This window comes from Aurantibacter sp. UH7, from assembly GCF_056839165.1.
Window position 1 is genome coordinate 617,564 of the sequence record NZ_CM166388.1, and the last position, 16,692, is coordinate 634,255.

A 16,692-nucleotide genomic window follows, 5' to 3' on the forward strand; every position below is an offset into this window, starting at 1 on the left:
CTTTTATACACCATAGTCTCGTTTACAAGACAATTAGTTTATGTCTATTATGAGGAATTTGGCTTATTTTATATTTTTATTTTTTAGTGCAAATCAATACGCGCAACAAATAGTGGTAGTAGATAGTATGAGTAATGAAACCATACCATTTGCTACCATTTCTTTTGGTGATGGAATGGGGACTTTTGCTGATGAAGATGGAACCTTTTCGTTTTCTAAGAAGAAATATACCGACATCGATTCTTTATTTATTTCAGCAATTGGCTATGCCGAAAAAGGCATTAAAGTAGACAATTCTGTTCACAAGGTATTTCTAGAGTCTGAAGTATCTCAATTAAGCGAAGTTATTGTTTCGGCACCTAAAGAAGGTAAGTTTAGAATACGAAAACAAAAAGGCAAAACGCATACCGATGTTTTTGCATGCTGGTTACCAACTGTAGAAAGTGAAGTGGCTGTTTTATTTAATAAGTATGAAAATAAGACTACCCAGATTTTGAAATTAAATCTACCCATAAACGCTGAGCGTGAATATAAATCTAAAGGAAAAGGAAAGTTCGCGACAATATTTAGGATACAATACTACACAAATAAAGGTGGAAAACCAGATGAACCATTAGGGTATGAAAACGAGATCTTTTCAATAAATGAGGAGGCCGACAAAATATTTCAGCTTGATATTTCTGATAAATCAATATTCATTCCAGAAAACGGAATTTTTGTCTCTATTCAAGTATTGGGTTATGCTGATAAATTTGGCAAGCTACTTGACACTAAGAAGTATCGAGAAATAAAAACTGCTCGCGGAATCCAAAAAATCTCTACTTCATTTAGACCATTACTCCCATTTGTAAAAGGTGAACATAATGAAAATACTTTTGTTCGACGAATTTTTTACAATGACAAAAAATGGCAAATTTTTGATCGTAATTATAATAAGAATTCGAATCTAATTCAGACAGGAAACAAAAATTATGGTATGGGTGCCGAATATAAAGTTTGGGAATAATTAGCCTCAACCCTTCTAATTATATTCAGTTTAAGAATAAATTGATTTATGGCAAGTCTTTTGCAATAAGATAATTATGAAACTACCATTTGCATTATTATTTATTCTTTTTTTTGGATATCAATTCACTGGTTACACACAAAAGCAAGCTCATCAAGAAACTTCAGAATTAGCTATTATAGACCGAATGGCAATATCTGAATCTTACGATATTACCATTCAATCCTTAGGATGTTTTAATAACACTTCTCAAACCATTACAATAGTTAGAAATAATTCGAACTACGCAGCCATACTCAATAACACCGAAACAATTTTAAATGCTTCTAAAATTGAAGCCCTTAGAAATTTCGAAAATCAATTAAAATATATTAATTCAGCAGGCTGTTCTACGGTTGACACGTATATTATAAATTTCGGCTCCAAAAGAAAAGTATACAAAGACGATACTTGCTCCAATTTTTTTGGGAAAGCATTGTTACGGCATCTTGAACTAGAATTTAATTAAGCGGAATTTCTACTAGCATTAATATTTCCATAAAGAGATCGAGTAACAATTTTTTCATACAATTCTAAAAACTCAGATTTCTGTCCAATTTTCTGCAATGCATTTTGTTGAATAACTAAAAGTGGCAGTACAATATTCTCTCTAATTTTAATAGACTCACGTGATACCGCTTCATTCTCCATAAGAATTTTAGACCCCGAAATTGACAATAACATCTTCTTAGAAAGTAAATACTCTTCGTGAAGAATATTCCAAAATTCACCATATTCCTCATTGTCCTTCATATAAGAAGTCAACTCAAAATAACATTTAGATAGCGACATCATACTATTCAACATTAAAGCTTTAAATAAAGGCACTTCTTTATACAACTTCTTTAATTCACGCAATTTTCCATCATCTTTCATTGTTTGAATGGCAGTTCCTATACCAAAATAACCTGGCACATTTTGTTTTAACTGACTCCATGAACCAACAAAAGAAATAGCTCTTAAATCAGAAAGCTCTAATTTTTTCTTATTCCCACGTTTACCAGGTCTACTCCCAATATTAGCTTTCGTATAATATTTAAGCGTACTCATGTCTTCTAAATACGACATAAATTTATCATGATGCTTTAGGTCATCATACTTTGCAAAACTTAAATCAGATAGTTCTTCAAGTAACTTCCTAGAATCTTTTGAAATCACATTTTCTTTTCCAAAGATATTATTCGACAAACCAGCGGTTAATAACTGTTCACTATTGTGCATGAACTGTTCTTTTGTACCGTACGTACTCGTAATAGTCTGCCCTTGAATAGTTAATTGTATCTCGTGATTTGCAATATCTTTTGTTTGTGCAGCATAAAACCGATGTGTTTTGCCACCACCTCTAGCCGGTGGTCCACCTCTACCATCAAAAAATATGGCTTTAACATCATTCTTTTTACAAACTTTAGAAAGATTTTCTTTAGTCTTAAAAATAGACCAATTGGCTTTTACATAGCCTCCATCCTTAGTTCCATCAGAAAAACCAAGCATAATGGTATGTTTATTATCTCTTCTTTCTAGATGTTCTCGATACTGTGGAATTTTAAATAACGCCTCCATAGTCGCTTCAGAAGTTTCCATACCTTTCATGGTTTCAAAAAGTGGAACGATATCAAAAGTTATCTTATCACTTTCCCAACCACACCAACGGAATAAGCCATAAACAAATAGCACAGAAAACATATCTTCTGAATTACTAATTATATATCTATCACAGCCTTCTACTCCATTTTTACGCTGAATTCCTTTAAGCTGTGAAATGTTTCTAATAGTATCTTTTACTATTGGATCATCATAATCCTTAACAGAAACACTTAAATCTTCTTTTAAAAGAATATCTCTTAGCTTGGCTGTAGTTAATTCACTTAAACTATTCTCAATTATTTTATTCTTTTTAAGAATTGCCTCTACTGCTTTGGTATGCTGACTATGATCTTGTCTAATATCTAAAATTGCAAAGTGAGTTTTAAAAATCTTCACTTTATCAATTAGTTCATCTAAATCTTTTAAATAAAGACTGTGATACTTATCCACTAAAAGCTCTCTAATAGCTTCTAATGGACGAATTATGTTTTCATAACCAACATGCTTTCTAGTATCAAACATGGCGATATACAAATTACCACGCAGTTCTTTTATATGCGCATCTAACTCTTTAAAGGTGAGCTTTTTTTGTAAGATTTTTAAATCGTTGTAATAGCACTTCATTAAATTAACACGAAGCTCATCGGCTACTTCTTTCGTTATTTTAGCAGTTACATAAGGGTTACCATCACGATCTCCACCAGGCCAGAAGCCCAATTGCATAATTTTATGATTCTCAAATTTATCATCCTTAATATTCTCTTTTATGTATGAGTAAAGACTACCAACAGCGTCATAATACACATTTCTTAAGGTGTAAATTATATTCTTAGCCTCATCTAAAGGCGTAGGCTTCTTTAAATTAATCAAAGATGTTAAGCCTAATTGTTGTAAGGTAATATCAATATCATCAATACGATCCTCCAAAATTAGTGATCTAAGCTCATCAATAATATCTAATACTGCTGGCGTATAAAACTGTGTTGGATGAGCAGTAAGCACAATTCGTGCACTAAAATTCGATAATTTATCAGCAACCTTGTCCCAACTTTTATGTTTGTCTACAAGTTGAAAATAATCTTTAATAGAAAGAGAAAGACTGTGCTCATGCATTTTAGGAAAAGCTGCATCTTCAACACTATCAAAAAGCACAACTTGTCTTTCAACATATTGAATGATTCGGAACATAAAGTCTATTCGTGACTTTTCGGTATCTAGCGTAGCAAAATTTTCAAAAAACTCTTCTAATATATCTTGGGGGTTTTTACCATTCTTTAATCCTTCTTGACATTGATGCACTAATAGTGGAATAAGAATACCTACATTTTCGGTATTTTGATATGGTAAGTTTAAGAACAAGCTATTATAAACGTTGAACTTATTATTTACCGATTTTTTAAATTCTTTTAATCTTTCTGTTTGTGACATAAAGTTTCTTGAAATTTTCTAATATATAAAAGTGTTGTGTGTCTCGGATGCTTCAATCTCAATTTACAAATATCGACATAAAATCAGCATTGCACTTATAGTGCGTTTCGAAATAACAAAATAGAGCATGTTACTGATATAAGCAACAATAATTACAATTAGCAGCAATTTATATTGATGAATACTAAAAATAAGGTTGATACTGTAAAGCTCTAAAATCTAAAGTATTAAAATTAGTATTTTCACTTTTCATTTTTTTATAAGACGCCAAACTACCCACTGCCCTATTTGCTGCACCAGATGGCGCAGTTAAAGACACCGTTTTAATTATTCTAGAATGAGAAAAATCACTTTCATTAGATAAATCAAATTGATGTATTCGAGGCACTTCATTTGAAATAATTTTCAACTTCAAGTTGTTTGCTTTTAAATGTTTTCTAAAAAAATACTCAGGTCCGTTTTTACTATTACCCCCTGTAAAAATTAATGTGTCAATATTTTTATATTTTTTCAAATAACCTAAAACATTACGCAATTGAATATTCTGCATTCCTAAATCTGAAGCATCAATTTTATCCCTTTCTGCACTTTGGACAATATCGCAAATTCCTATTTTACGTTTTTTCAAAAATTCTTTGCGCTGACTTACAGCGTCTTGCGTTGTTTCAAACTTTAAATTCAAATCAAAAATGATATTCAAAATAGACCATAGCTGTCCATCTCTACTACCATAACAAAAATCGACATCACCTTTCTTAAGAATACCAGTGGTAAACCTAGGCGGAGGTAACGTACCCACAATCAGCTTAGTAGCCTCATTAAATAAGAAAGGTTCGTAGGGATGTTTGTGCAGAAACAAAATAAAAAGTGATTAAAAATTAAAAACTATTAATTAAAAAAGTGGATGTTTTATACTAATAAAACAGAAAACAAATAAACGCAACTATTTAAAGGTCAACAAGTCATCACGATCACCTAAAGATCAACATAAACTGCATCAAAAATATATAAATATATTATCTCAAAAATTTGTGCTTTTAAGAGCTTATTCAGGCTAAAATCAACCTAATTACCAAAATTATATAAACATTTTATAAATAATTGACAATAAACATCTTAGACAACTCACTTAAAGATCAACATATATCATTAACAAGAATTATCTTTCATAAAGTAAATCACTACCGTTAAATTGAAGTCCAACATACAAATAAAAATCATAAATAACTATAAATCAACAGCCTACTCAAAACACTTAAAGATCAACATAAATCAAAAACCAATAAAGTAGCCTAATTAGTAGTAGAGTTTGTTAAAAAATAAGAATTAAAAGAAAAAATATGCATAAAAATTTAATAATCAGACATTTATGAGTCGAACTTAAAGATCAACATAAACTAAATAAAAAGCTATTATTCTATTATTTCAGAAAAATTGAAGAAAATTTATTTTTAAGAGCAAGGTATTCTAAGCCTATTAATCTACTTTAAAAACTAGGTCGACTACGCCGTCTTCGCTTATACTCAATTCATATGTATAAAATCCAAAAGCCAAACTGTCTTCACCAACAAAGTCTATTGGAGTTAAATTATAATTAGTACTATCTGCTTCAATATGAATAGAGTTATATCGATAGGCTGTTTCATATTCTAAATATTTAGAATAATCTCCAGTAGCTATATTTTCGTAAACCTCTTCAGACCCACCTACTTCAACACTATTAAAATTAATATTTGAATCATTCTTAATTCGAATATTAACTCCACCTATCTCATCATCTCGATCAGTACAAGAAACACCTACTAAAACGATAGTAAAAAGAAGTAACGCTAACTTTTTCATAAGTATCCAATTTATTTATGGTATACTTTAATTAACGTTTTTGAAGAAAAAATATTCTATCTAACAAAAACGAGTTCGTTTTCTTTTGTGGATAAAGCTTCACTAAAACCGTAGCCTTGATAATTAAACCCTTTTAAGTCATCAATAGTTTTTGCATTAGTATCCACAATATAACGCGCCATATACCCTCGTGCTAATTTCACAAATGTCATAATCATTTTATACTCTCCATTTTTTAAATCTTTAAAAACAACATCTATTACTGGCACTTTCAATGATTTTTTATCAATAGCTTTAAAATATTCATTACTAGCAAGGTTTACGAAAAGCTCATCTGCTACTAAATCTTCATTTAAGGACTTTACTATTTTAGATTTCCAAAATTCGTATAGGTTTTTATTTTTTCCGACCGGAAATTTAGTCCCCATTTCTAGTCGATAGGGCTTAATTAAGTCTAGCGGTTTTAGAACACCATATAAACCCGATATAATACGCACTGTATTTTGAAGTAATTCAATTTTAGATTCTGGCAAAGAATACACATCCATTCCCCTATAAACATCACCACTAAATGCGTACGCAGCAGGCCTTGCATCTTCTGAAGAAAAAGGCAAACTCCATTCTTGATTACGATCATAGTTTAGTTGACCTAAATTATCAGAAATATGCATTAATTTAGAAAGGCTTTTCGCAGACTTTTTCTTCAGTAATTTATTTAAACGTTCTGCTTCCGAAAGAAATAAGGCTTCGGTATTAATCTTAGTGGGCAATTCACGTTCAAAATCAAGCGATTTAGCTGGGGATAGTACTACTTTCATTCCTTATAATTTTCTATAAAAATAATAAGCTTATTTCAGAATAAAATATATTTCTTAGAAGAGTTATCAATAACAGTATTGAAGTAATTTATGCTATTGACTGTGTTTCGAATATTGTCTCCATTTTTCAATACACTCGGCCATATCTTGCGGTATTTCAGAATCGAATCGCATTTGCTTTTTAGTCACTGGATGAACAAAACCAAGGGTTTTGGCATGCAAAGCCTGACGGGGCAATATTTTAAAAGAATTTTCAACAAATTGCTTGTATTTGGTAAAGGTAGTCCCCTTTAAAATTTTTTCTCCGCCATAGCGCTCATCATTAAATAAAGTATGACCAATATACTTCATATGAACCCGAATCTGATGTGTTCTTCCTGTTTCTAATTTACAGGAAACAAGTGTTAAGTATCCAAGACGCTCTAAAACTTTGTAGTGAGTAACGGCTTCTTTACCATGATCACCCTCAGGAAAAACTTGCATTTGCAGTCTATTCTTTGGATGCCTAGCAATATGACCTTCAACAGTACCTTCATCTTCTTCCATATTACCCCAGACTATAGCAATATATTCACGTTCAGAAGTTTTATCAAAAAACTGTTTAGACAAATGTGTCATAGCAGCCTCAGTTTTAGCAACAACTAACAAACCAGAGGTATCTTTATCTATTCGATGCACCAAACCTGGGCGTTCACTGCTGTTCACTGGCAAGTTTTCAATATGGAATAAAAGTGCATTAATTAAGGTACCAGTATAATTACCATGACCCGGATGCACCACCATTCCAGCTGGTTTGTTTACCACCAACAATGCATCATCCTCATAAACAATATCAATAGGAATATCTTCTGGAACCAGTAAATTTTCATGCGGTGGATGTTCAAAAAAAACTCGCACCTCATCACCGGCCTTTACCTTATAATTCTGTTTAACAACAGCATCATTAACTCTAATATTACCAGATTTAGCAGCTTGTTGAATTTTATTTCGAGTAGCATTTTCAATAAAATTCATTAAAAATTTATCTACTCTAAGTGGTTCTTGACCATTGGAAGCAGTAATATTAAAATGCTCGTAAAGTTCATTTTCCTGCAAATCAGGATCGTTTTGCGGCCCCATAATTATTCAGAATCGGCCTTAATACGTGCTTGGTCAGGTATTCTACCATTACCACATACTAATTCTATTTTAGAAGTTTTAGGAAGTTTATCTCCTGGTTTAATATACTTGCTCTTATATTTAATTTGATAAACCATGTCCTCACCTAATTCATCAATATAAGTAACTTGCTGCACATCTAAACCTACAGCCTTTAGCATAGAGGCTGCATTTCGCTGCGTAACCTGTATGATATTAGGAACCGTGACCTTTTTATAACCAGATGGATTAACTGTGAAATAGATTTTTCTGTTTTCTTTAACCTGACTACCTGCTTTAGGATCCTGTTCAATGATAGAAAACCTAGGATAATCCGGATTAAAATTTGCTGAATCTAATACTTCGTACCGAAGGCCTGCATCTTCAACAGCCATTCGCATATCCATAACAGACATTTTCGCAAAATCTGGCACCTCTACGAATTCACCATGATTTGTAGAACTACCTAACCATCGTAAGACAAGAAACACCAATAACACTGTAACTACCAGTGCTAGCACTAATTGAATTAAAAAGGCTCTACTTATTAAAAAGTTGAAAAAGTTTTTCATTGACTAGAATTGACCTGACAAATATAGGAAACCGATAGCTTTTTTCTTTACTTTGAATTAGTCAATATAAACAAGTATCGTTTTTTTCGTTAAACTGGAATAACAGCTAAATTTATATTATTGACAATTATTTTAGTTAAAATAAGAAAACTTCAATCGACTACTATTAAATTTAACGCGAGCATGAAAAAAAATATTGCCATAATCATGGGTGGTTTTTCAAATGAATGGGAAATATCTTTAAAAGGAGGAAACGTAGTATATAAGAATCTTAATAAAGAAAAATTTAATAGTTATCGTATTCACATCCTACGTGATAAATGGGTTTATATTGATGAGTTTAACGTTGAACATCCAGTAAATAGACACGATTTTAGTGTAGACTATAATGGCAGTAAAATAACATTTGATTGTGTATTTAATGCCATACATGGTTCGCCAGGTGAAGATGGTTTAATGCCAGCTTATTTCGAATTATTAGGTATTCCGCAAACTTCTTGCGATTATTACCAATCTGCCTTAACCTTTAATAAGCGAGATTTATTAAGTGTTTTAGCACCTTACGGCATAAAATCTGCTCCCTCCTATTTTTTAAATCTAGGTGATATCATTAATGAAGATGCAATTGTAAAGAAAGTTGGCCTACCATGCTTTGTGAAAGCGAATAAAGCAGGTAGTAGTTTTGGCATTTCCAAGGTTTATGAAAAATCGTTATTAAAAAATGCAATTGAAGAAGCTTACAAACACGATGATGAGATAATTATTGAATCTTTTCTAGATGGCACAGAGGTCTCTGTAGGAGTTATTACATATAAAGGTGAAATAACGGTATTGCCTATTACTGAGATTGTTAGTGATAATGATTTTTTCGACTATAAAGCCAAATATGAAAATCAGTCCACAGAAATAACACCTGCCCGTTTAACTGAAATAAAAACTAAAAATGTTGAAGCGGCAGCAAAGTTAGCATACAAAGTACTTAAAATGAGTGGATATTCACGTAGTGAATTTATATTTATTGATGATGAACCCTTTATGTTAGAAATGAATACAACACCAGGTTTAACCACTGAAAGCCTTTTACCGCAACAGGCCGAAAAAGCCGGTATTTCTTTAGAAGAACTCTTCGAAAGTGCCATACGTGAAGCATTGTAGATAAAAGGCTAAATTTGATAATCTAAATAAGTAATATGAGGCGCGCTATATTCCCTGGTTCTTTCGACCCTTTAACATTAGGTCATACTGATATTATTAAACGTGGCGTCACCTTATTTGATGAACTGATTATTGCTATTGGTGTAAATTCTGAAAAGAAATACATGTTTTCACTTGAAGAAAGAAAACAATTTATAGAAGAAACCTTTAAAGATGAACCAAAAATAAAGGTAATGACCTATGAAGGGCTTACGGTAAACTTCAGCAAAGAAGTAAATGCAGACTTCATTCTTAGAGGTTTACGGAACCCTGCAGATTTTGAATTTGAAAAGGCCATAGCTCATACTAATAGAAAATTAGCGAAAATCGAAACTGTTTTTCTTCTAACAGCAGCCCGAACTTCTTATATTAGCTCGTCTATTGTCCGTGATGTAATAAAGAATGGTGGCGATTTTTCAGTATTAGTACCCAATTCGGTAAAAGTTAAATAACCGGCATTATTTGTAGGAAATTAGGACATAATGAAATAATACTGTAATTGTGAAATTTTAAAGATTTGTCGTTTAAAATTCAATTAATATACTTGCTCCCTTCCTATTTAGGCAATCACACAACGAGTTTTGATGTATTCACAACAATAACTAATCAAAATCAAAAAATCACCATAATTTAGTAGGAAATTTCCTTACTATGCTCAATAGTACCAAATCTTATGTAAGGGACTATCTAATAAAACAGTTACCTAGTGCAACTGCATTTATTAATACAAATTTTGAGGTAATGCAGGCCTCCGACCGTTGGATAGATTCCTTTAACTTTTCGTCCCCCGAAGTTTTCGGTGCTACGCTATATGATTTATTTGGCGAAGTTTCAGAAAAATGGCACGCTGAGCTTACGAATTGTTTTAATGGCCAGACGACTGAGTTATACATTTATTCTTCTATTGATGAAAAAGGCGATGAAGTACACATACAATGGAAAAACCTACCCTGGTATGATGAAAATGAGAATATTGTGGGCGCTATCATTCAAAATGAAGATATATCAAAACAAGTTGCAAATGAGGAGAAGCTTGAAAAATTAGGGGCATTTTTACAAGAAAAATCAGAAAAAGCAAACATAGGTAGTTGGGAGTCTATTAATGATGGAGATATTTGGTGGGATGATATGACTAAAAAAATCCACGGTGTCTCTACAGATTACAAACCTTCTAGAGATACTATATTTTCTTTTTACAAAGATGGTAATAGCAAAAAGAAAATAATGAATGCGGTAAAACTAGCTTATGAAAAGGGTGAACCTTGGAGTGAAAGAGTTCAACTCATAACTCCAAATGGAGAAGAAAAGTGGGTTATTAGCGCTGGAAAACCACTTTATAAGAAAAAGAAGATTAAAGGACTTATCGGAACATTTCAAGATGTTACTGAAAGAGTACTGTTAGATGCCAAAACAAAGGAAAGTGAGCGATTACTAAAAACACTGATTAATCATTTACCTATAAATGTATTCCTAAAAGATCTTGACTCCAAAAAGCTATTAGTTAATAAGAATGAACTTGATTTTTGTGGCCTACGGCATGAAGATGAAGCAATTGGTAAAGATGATTTTCATTTTATGGATCAAGCCTCTGCGCAAGCCTGTATTGAAGAGGATCAATATGTTATTAGAAATGTGAAGTCCATTCTAGGGAAAGAAAATAGTATTATAAATAAATCGGGTAAGTTGACTACATTCCTAACATCAAAAATTCCAATGCTCGATGAACATGGAAATGTTAACGGTTTGGTAGGTTTTAGTTTAGATATTTCAGATTTAAAAGCAAAAGAAGAAGAACTTAGAACGCTAATAAATGTAACAACATTACAGAATAAAAAATTAGTAGATTTTGCCCATATTATTTCTCATAATTTGCGATCACATGCTGCTAATTTCTCCATGTTACTAGAGTTTTTATTAACAGAAAAAAGTGACGTAGAGAAAAAGAAAATTACAGAAATGCTCGTTAGTGCATCTGATGGTTTATTAGAGACCCTAGATAATCTTAACGAAGTAGTTGCGATTAGTACAAATATTAAAACTGAGAAAAAACCAATTTCCTTAATAAAGGCCGTTAATAAAACGTGTACAGATTTACAATATGTAATAAAAGAGAGCAATGCTACAATAATAAATGAAATTAATGATGCGCTTACGGTTAACGTTATTCCAGAATATTTAGAGAATATTATAGCTAACTTTATCACTAATGCCATAAAGTATAAATCTCCTTTTAGAGACCCCGTAATTACACTTAAAACAACCAAAGAAAAAAACACCACTATATTATTAATCCAAGACAATGGAATAGGAATAGACCTAAAAAAACATGGAGACAAACTCTTTGGAATGTATAAAACATTTCACAATAATGAAGACGCAAAAGGAATCGGTTTATTTTTTGCCAAAAAACAAATAGAAGCTATGAATGGCAAGGTAACAGTTAACAGTAAAGTGGCTATTGGCACTACTTTCAAGATATATTTTAATGATTAAAATTAACTCAATTTACATTGTAGATGATGACCCTATAACAGTTTTTGGTATTCGCAAAATTCTAAATAGTATAGTAGAATGCGAGGATATTGAAACTTTTAAAAATGGAAAGCTAGCCATTGATTCTATTAAAGAAGTAGTAGAAAATAGAGGTAATGTTCCCGACATTATTTTTTTAGATATTAATATGCCAATAATGGACGGTTGGCAGTTTATGGCTGAGTTTATCAAACTACCGATTTCTAAAAAAATCAGAATAAATATAATAACCTCTTCAATTGATGCCACCGATTATGAAAACTGGGAATTTTTTAGAAATAAAACGCACCATATTGTCGATTACATTCACAAACCAGCGAAGCGCTCTGAAATTAAAAAAATCACTATACCTGCTTAAAACATCGGATTAAGATTTTGTTTAATTTTGACATCTTAATCAAAGCCGATGTTAAAAAATATTCTTCTAATAGCACTAAGCCTCTTTATATTTTCTTGTAATGAAAAAAAAGAGCAACACGAATCTAATTTCCCCACTCATTTCGAACAATCCAAAGGTACAGAGACCGCTACTTATCTCGAGACTATAAATTTCTACACGCACCTAGCAAAAGAGTTTCCTGAAATAAATATTCAATCTATTGGAGAAACCGATAGTGGTAAGCCCTTACATATTGTTACCTACAATAATGATGGCGATTTTAATTACCAGAAAGTTGGAGAAGAGAAACTTGTTTTACTGATTAATAATGGAATACATCCTGGTGAATCTGATGGTATCGACGCGACTATGTTATTATTTCGCGATTTAGCGACAAAAAAAATAGAAGTTCCAACAAAAACGATAATAGCAACAATTCCTATTTATAATATCGGTGGTGCTTTAAATAGAAATACAGGTACAAGAGCAAATCAAAACGGTCCTAAAGAATACGGATTTAGAGGCAACACTAAAAACTATGACCTCAATAGAGATTTTATAAAAGCTGATACAAAAAATGCACATTCATTTGCTAAAATTTTTCATTTAGTTAATCCTGATTTATTTATAGACAATCATGTAAGTAATGGTGCAGATTACCAGTACACACTTACCCACTTATTTACACAGCATAATAAATTAGGCGGCAACTTAGGCACTTATCTGAATGACAAATTAATGCCTAATCTAGAAAAGTCTTTGGCATCTGAGCAATGGGACATTACACCTTATGTTAATGTTTTTAATGAAGTACCCGAAAATGGTTTCTCACAATTTATGGATCACCCAAGGTACTCAACAGGTTATACCACCTTATTCAACACATTAGGTTTAATGGTAGAAACTCATATGCTAAAGCCATATGAACAAAGAGTTAAAGGTACCTATGAACTAATGAAACAGATTATAAAAATATCTGAAACTGATGGTGCTAAAATAAAAGAATTACGTAAATCAGCTCTTACCAGACATAGAAATTGGACATACTATCCAATCCAATGGCAGATAGACACTACCAAAACTTCTATTTTAAATTTCAAAGGTTACGAAGCGGACACATTGCAAAGCTTGGTTACTGGGTTTTCAAGATTAAAATACAATAGAAATAAACCATTTTCAAAACCTGTTAAATATCAAAATTTTTTTAAAGCAATCGACTCTGTTCTTATACCTAAAGCATATATAATAAAAAAAGGGTATGACAATATCTCCACACTTTTCAATCAAAACAAAATAGCTTTCGAAACCTTAAATTCAGACACCTTGCTCTCTGTTGAATCGTATAAAATAAAAAATTTCGAAAGTCGATCAGAAGCATACGAAGGACATTATTTACATAGCAATACCAAAGTTAAATCAGAAATTAAACCAATAAATTTCACAGAGGGCGATATTATAGTTTATACAGATCAACCTGGTTTCAGATATATTATGGAAACCTTAGAACCTGAAGCGGTAGACTCTTTTTTTAATTGGAATTTCTTTGATCCAATTTTACAACAAAAAGAAGGTTTCTCTCCTTATGTTTTTGAAGATGAAGCCGAGGCAATGCTGAACAACGATTCTATATTATTAAAAGAGTTTAATAAGAAAAAAGAAAGTGAAATAGACTTTAGATCAAATTGGTATACGCAATTAAATTGGTTATTTGAAAAATCAGCACATTATGAGTCAGCTCATATGCAATACCCTATTTATCGACTATTAAAAAACTAACTAGTTCAGTAACCGAATAAAATTCTAATATTTACATATGAATTTTCGAGAGCTTCTTTAATTTTTTTAGGACCTTTCCATTTTACTTTATTAATACCTTCTTTTTTTTGTCCTTTTAGTTTACCTTCATAATAAGTCTTCATAGCAAACCAATGCACTTCTTTCAAGGTATCAACACCGTTATTTTTAAAAACATGATACGTCGTTTTTAAAAAATTCTCAAGGCGTAAATCTTTAACACCAGTTTCCTCCATCACTTCTCTAATGGCGCAAACTTCAATTGACTCCCCTTTTTCTAATTTGCCTTTGGGTAAATCCCATTTATCATTTCTATAAATAAAAAGAACCTTACCTTCTTTATTGGTCACAACCCCACCAGCGGCTACCACAAGCGGAATTCGCTTTGTAAATTTTTTTAAAATCTCTTCTTGATTTGGGTGATAAATATAAGCTTCGTTTAACTTTCCTTTTCTTAAAGAAGTAATCGCTACTTGTATAGAATCCTCATTAAGTGGAAAAGATTTACTCTCTCCAACATCAGAAAGATTACTCGTTAAAACAAGAGGACGTTCATTGACAAAAACTTTATACATTTGCTCTATGATTTTAAATAAAGACACCGCAAAAAAAACAGCAGAACTTCTATTGCAAATTAATGCAATAAAGTTGAATCCTGAAAATCCATTTACATGGGCTTCGGGTTGGCGTTCACCAATTTATTGTGACAATAGAATTGTTCTCTCATACCCTACTATTCGTAATTTTATTCGACAAGAGATGGCGAAACAAGTTGAGGACCTTTACGGAAAACCAGATGTTATTGCTGGTGTTGCTACAGGAGCAATCGGTATTGGCATGTTAGTTGCTGATTATTTGGGTCTGCCATTTATATATGTAAGACCGCAAGCTAAGGCTCATGGACGTCAAAATCAGATAGAAGGGCAATTTGAATCTGGGCAAAAAGTAGTCGTAATTGAAGATTTAATTAGTACTGGAAAAAGTAGCCTACATGCTGTTGATGCATTAAATGAGGCCGGAGCCAATATAAAAGGAATGCTAGCCATATTTTCATATGGGTTTGATGTATCTGTAAAGAATTTTGAAAAAAAGAATATAGAATTGCATACTCTAAGCGACTATGCTAATTTAATTGAGCAGGCTGCCGATACCAATTATATAAAAGAAGAACAATTAAACACATTATCTGAATGGAGAAAAAATCCTTCAGATTGGAAACAAGAATAAGATGCACTTAGAATCACCTAAAAAAACAGTTGAAAAAAGCAAAGAAGAAGTTTACGAATTTCTTTGCGATATTAAAAACTTCAAACAGTTAATGCCAGACAACATAAGCAAGTTTGAAGTATTAAGTGAAGACACTTTTATTTTCGCATTAAAAGGTATGCCAGAAATTACTTTAAAATTAAAAGAAAAGGTTCCTTACGACAAAATAGTTTTAGGCTCAGCCGAGGGTAAATTAAATTTTACATTAACAGCAGATATTTTAGAGTTAACCGAAAAATCTACGGATGTTACTTTACATTTTAACGGAGAATTTAATGCTATGATGGCTATGATGATTAAAAACCCAATTACTAATTTCATTGGTACCTTATCACAAAATATGGCTAAGATTTAAATAATCTAATAAAGCAGTTTAATCTCTTTCATGTTGAACTCCTTTAACATTCCATTTTCTAATTGCACAATTAATCGTCCCTCTAAGGAGACTCCTGTAATAACACCGGTAAATAGTTGGTTATTCGAATCCTTAAAATTAGAGACTTTTCCTTTGCAATAAAGCACCTCTGAATATTCTTTTTCGAGCGTTTTAAACATACTTGAATTAAGCAAATTAAAATAATGCTCTAACTCTTCAAGTAGTTTGTAAAGTAACTCCTCTAAATTATATTTTTCCTTTAACAACAATTTTAGGGAGGTAGCGTTAAAAAGGTTATGGAACTCAGTCTGGTTAACATTTAGACCAATGCCAATTATTGAAGTTTTAATTTGCTGACCTTGCAAGGTATTTTCAATTAGAATTCCGCAAATTTTTTGGTTACCTGACAGAATGTCGTTTGGCCATTTAATTGATAAATTTGGAGTTTTAAGAGCTCTTAAAAAGGCATATACCGCTAAAGAAACAGTTATATTTAAATAATATTGGTTTTGTACATCAAAACTATCAAACTGCTTCAAAACGCTAAAGGTCAAGTTTTTACCAGCTGTAGATTGCCATGTTGTACCCATTTGACCTCTTGCTTTTGTTTGCTCATTGGCAATTACAACAGTATAGTCTTTAACAGAACTGGTAAGCATTAGATTTTTTAGATATTGGTTGGTAGAGTCCGTGGCATTAAGTTTGATTATATGCATAAACAGCCC

The 16,692-nt window shown here is 31.8% G+C and carries 17 protein-coding genes; 9 read left to right on the forward strand and 8 right to left on the reverse strand.

Going from position 1 to position 16,692, the window contains the following annotated elements; translation table 11 throughout:
- The first annotated feature begins 40 nt into the window (after positions 1-40).
- Together UH7x_RS02630 and UH7x_RS02635 are read left to right on the forward strand one after the other, a co-directional pair.
- Entirely contained in the window at positions 41-1,006 is a 966-nt protein-coding gene (locus tag UH7x_RS02630) for a carboxypeptidase-like regulatory domain-containing protein (protein WP_482362165.1), read from the forward strand.
- Positions 1,007-1,082: 76 nt separating this feature from the next.
- Positions 1,083-1,514, forward strand: coding sequence for a hypothetical protein (locus UH7x_RS02635; protein ID WP_482362166.1), 432 nt, complete (start codon positions 1,083-1,085; stop codon positions 1,512-1,514).
- Here the strand turns inward: UH7x_RS02635 and UH7x_RS02640 are convergent.
- The 6 genes from UH7x_RS02640 to UH7x_RS02665 all read right to left on the reverse strand — a co-directional run bounded on the left by UH7x_RS02640 (position 1,511) and on the right by UH7x_RS02665 (position 8,426).
- Complete coding sequence (locus UH7x_RS02640; RefSeq protein ID WP_482362167.1) at positions 1,511-4,057, reverse strand: phosphoenolpyruvate carboxylase; 2,547 nt, start codon at positions 4,055-4,057, stop codon at positions 1,511-1,513. The genes UH7x_RS02635 and UH7x_RS02640 overlap by 4 nt on opposite strands.
- A 184-nt stretch (positions 4,058-4,241) precedes the next feature.
- The gene (locus UH7x_RS02645) at positions 4,242-4,916 is read right to left on the reverse strand and encodes a uracil-DNA glycosylase family protein (RefSeq protein WP_482362168.1); all 675 of its coding nucleotides are present in this window, start codon (positions 4,914-4,916) and stop codon (positions 4,242-4,244) included.
- Positions 4,917-5,533: 617 nt separating this feature from the next.
- Complete coding sequence (locus tag UH7x_RS02650) at positions 5,534-5,899, reverse strand: hypothetical protein (protein ID WP_482362169.1); 366 nt, start codon at positions 5,897-5,899, stop codon at positions 5,534-5,536.
- A 56-nt stretch (positions 5,900-5,955) separates the two neighbouring features.
- The gene (gene yaaA, locus UH7x_RS02655) at positions 5,956-6,717 is read right to left on the reverse strand and encodes a peroxide stress protein YaaA (RefSeq protein WP_482362170.1); all 762 of its coding nucleotides are present in this window, start codon (positions 6,715-6,717) and stop codon (positions 5,956-5,958) included.
- A 93-nt stretch (positions 6,718-6,810) separates the two neighbouring features.
- A complete protein-coding gene (locus tag UH7x_RS02660; protein ID WP_482362171.1) occupies positions 6,811-7,836 on the reverse strand; it encodes an RluA family pseudouridine synthase in 1,026 nt (341 codons plus the stop codon).
- Between the two features lie 2 nt (positions 7,837-7,838).
- The gene (locus tag UH7x_RS02665) at positions 7,839-8,426 is read right to left on the reverse strand and encodes a PASTA domain-containing protein (protein ID WP_482362172.1); all 588 of its coding nucleotides are present in this window, start codon (positions 8,424-8,426) and stop codon (positions 7,839-7,841) included.
- A gap of 183 nt (positions 8,427-8,609) precedes the next feature.
- Here UH7x_RS02665 and UH7x_RS02670 point away from each other — a divergent pair, with 183 nt between their 5' ends.
- The 5 genes from UH7x_RS02670 (at position 8,610) to UH7x_RS02690 (ending at position 14,307) form a co-directional block, all read left to right on the forward strand.
- Complete coding sequence (locus UH7x_RS02670; protein ID WP_482362173.1) at positions 8,610-9,581, forward strand: D-alanine--D-alanine ligase; 972 nt, start codon at positions 8,610-8,612, stop codon at positions 9,579-9,581.
- 35 nt (positions 9,582-9,616) lie between these two features.
- On the forward strand, positions 9,617-10,072 hold the full coding sequence (gene coaD / locus UH7x_RS02675; RefSeq protein WP_482362174.1) for a pantetheine-phosphate adenylyltransferase: 456 nt from the start codon (positions 9,617-9,619) through the stop codon (positions 10,070-10,072).
- Between the two features lie 199 nt (positions 10,073-10,271).
- Positions 10,272-12,113, forward strand: a complete 1,842-nt coding sequence (locus UH7x_RS02680; RefSeq protein WP_482362175.1) for a PAS domain-containing sensor histidine kinase — start codon at positions 10,272-10,274, stop codon at positions 12,111-12,113.
- Entirely contained in the window at positions 12,106-12,510 is a 405-nt protein-coding gene (locus UH7x_RS02685) for a response regulator transcription factor (RefSeq protein WP_482362176.1), read from the forward strand. Before UH7x_RS02680 ends, UH7x_RS02685 begins: the two co-directional genes overlap by 8 nt.
- Before the next feature lie 48 nt (positions 12,511-12,558).
- On the forward strand, positions 12,559-14,307 hold the full coding sequence (locus UH7x_RS02690) for a M14 family metallopeptidase (protein WP_482362177.1): 1,749 nt from the start codon (positions 12,559-12,561) through the stop codon (positions 14,305-14,307).
- Positions 14,308-14,312: 5 nt separating this feature from the next.
- Here UH7x_RS02690 and UH7x_RS02695 read toward each other — a convergent pair whose 3' ends face one another.
- The gene (locus UH7x_RS02695) at positions 14,313-14,900 is read right to left on the reverse strand and encodes an NUDIX hydrolase (protein WP_482362178.1); all 588 of its coding nucleotides are present in this window, start codon (positions 14,898-14,900) and stop codon (positions 14,313-14,315) included.
- A gap of 7 nt (positions 14,901-14,907) precedes the next feature.
- Here UH7x_RS02695 and pyrE point away from each other — a divergent pair, with 7 nt between their 5' ends.
- Positions 14,908-15,552, forward strand: a complete 645-nt coding sequence (pyrE, locus tag UH7x_RS02700; RefSeq protein WP_482362179.1) for an orotate phosphoribosyltransferase — start codon at positions 14,908-14,910, stop codon at positions 15,550-15,552.
- Between the two features lies 1 nt (position 15,553).
- Complete coding sequence (locus tag UH7x_RS02705) at positions 15,554-15,946, forward strand: SRPBCC family protein (RefSeq protein ID WP_482362180.1); 393 nt, start codon at positions 15,554-15,556, stop codon at positions 15,944-15,946.
- Between the two features lie 5 nt (positions 15,947-15,951).
- Here UH7x_RS02705 and UH7x_RS02710 read toward each other — a convergent pair whose 3' ends face one another.
- Positions 15,952-16,683, reverse strand: a complete 732-nt coding sequence (locus tag UH7x_RS02710) for a biotin--[acetyl-CoA-carboxylase] ligase (protein ID WP_482362181.1) — start codon at positions 16,681-16,683, stop codon at positions 15,952-15,954.
- Positions 16,684-16,692: the final 9 nt, after the last annotated feature.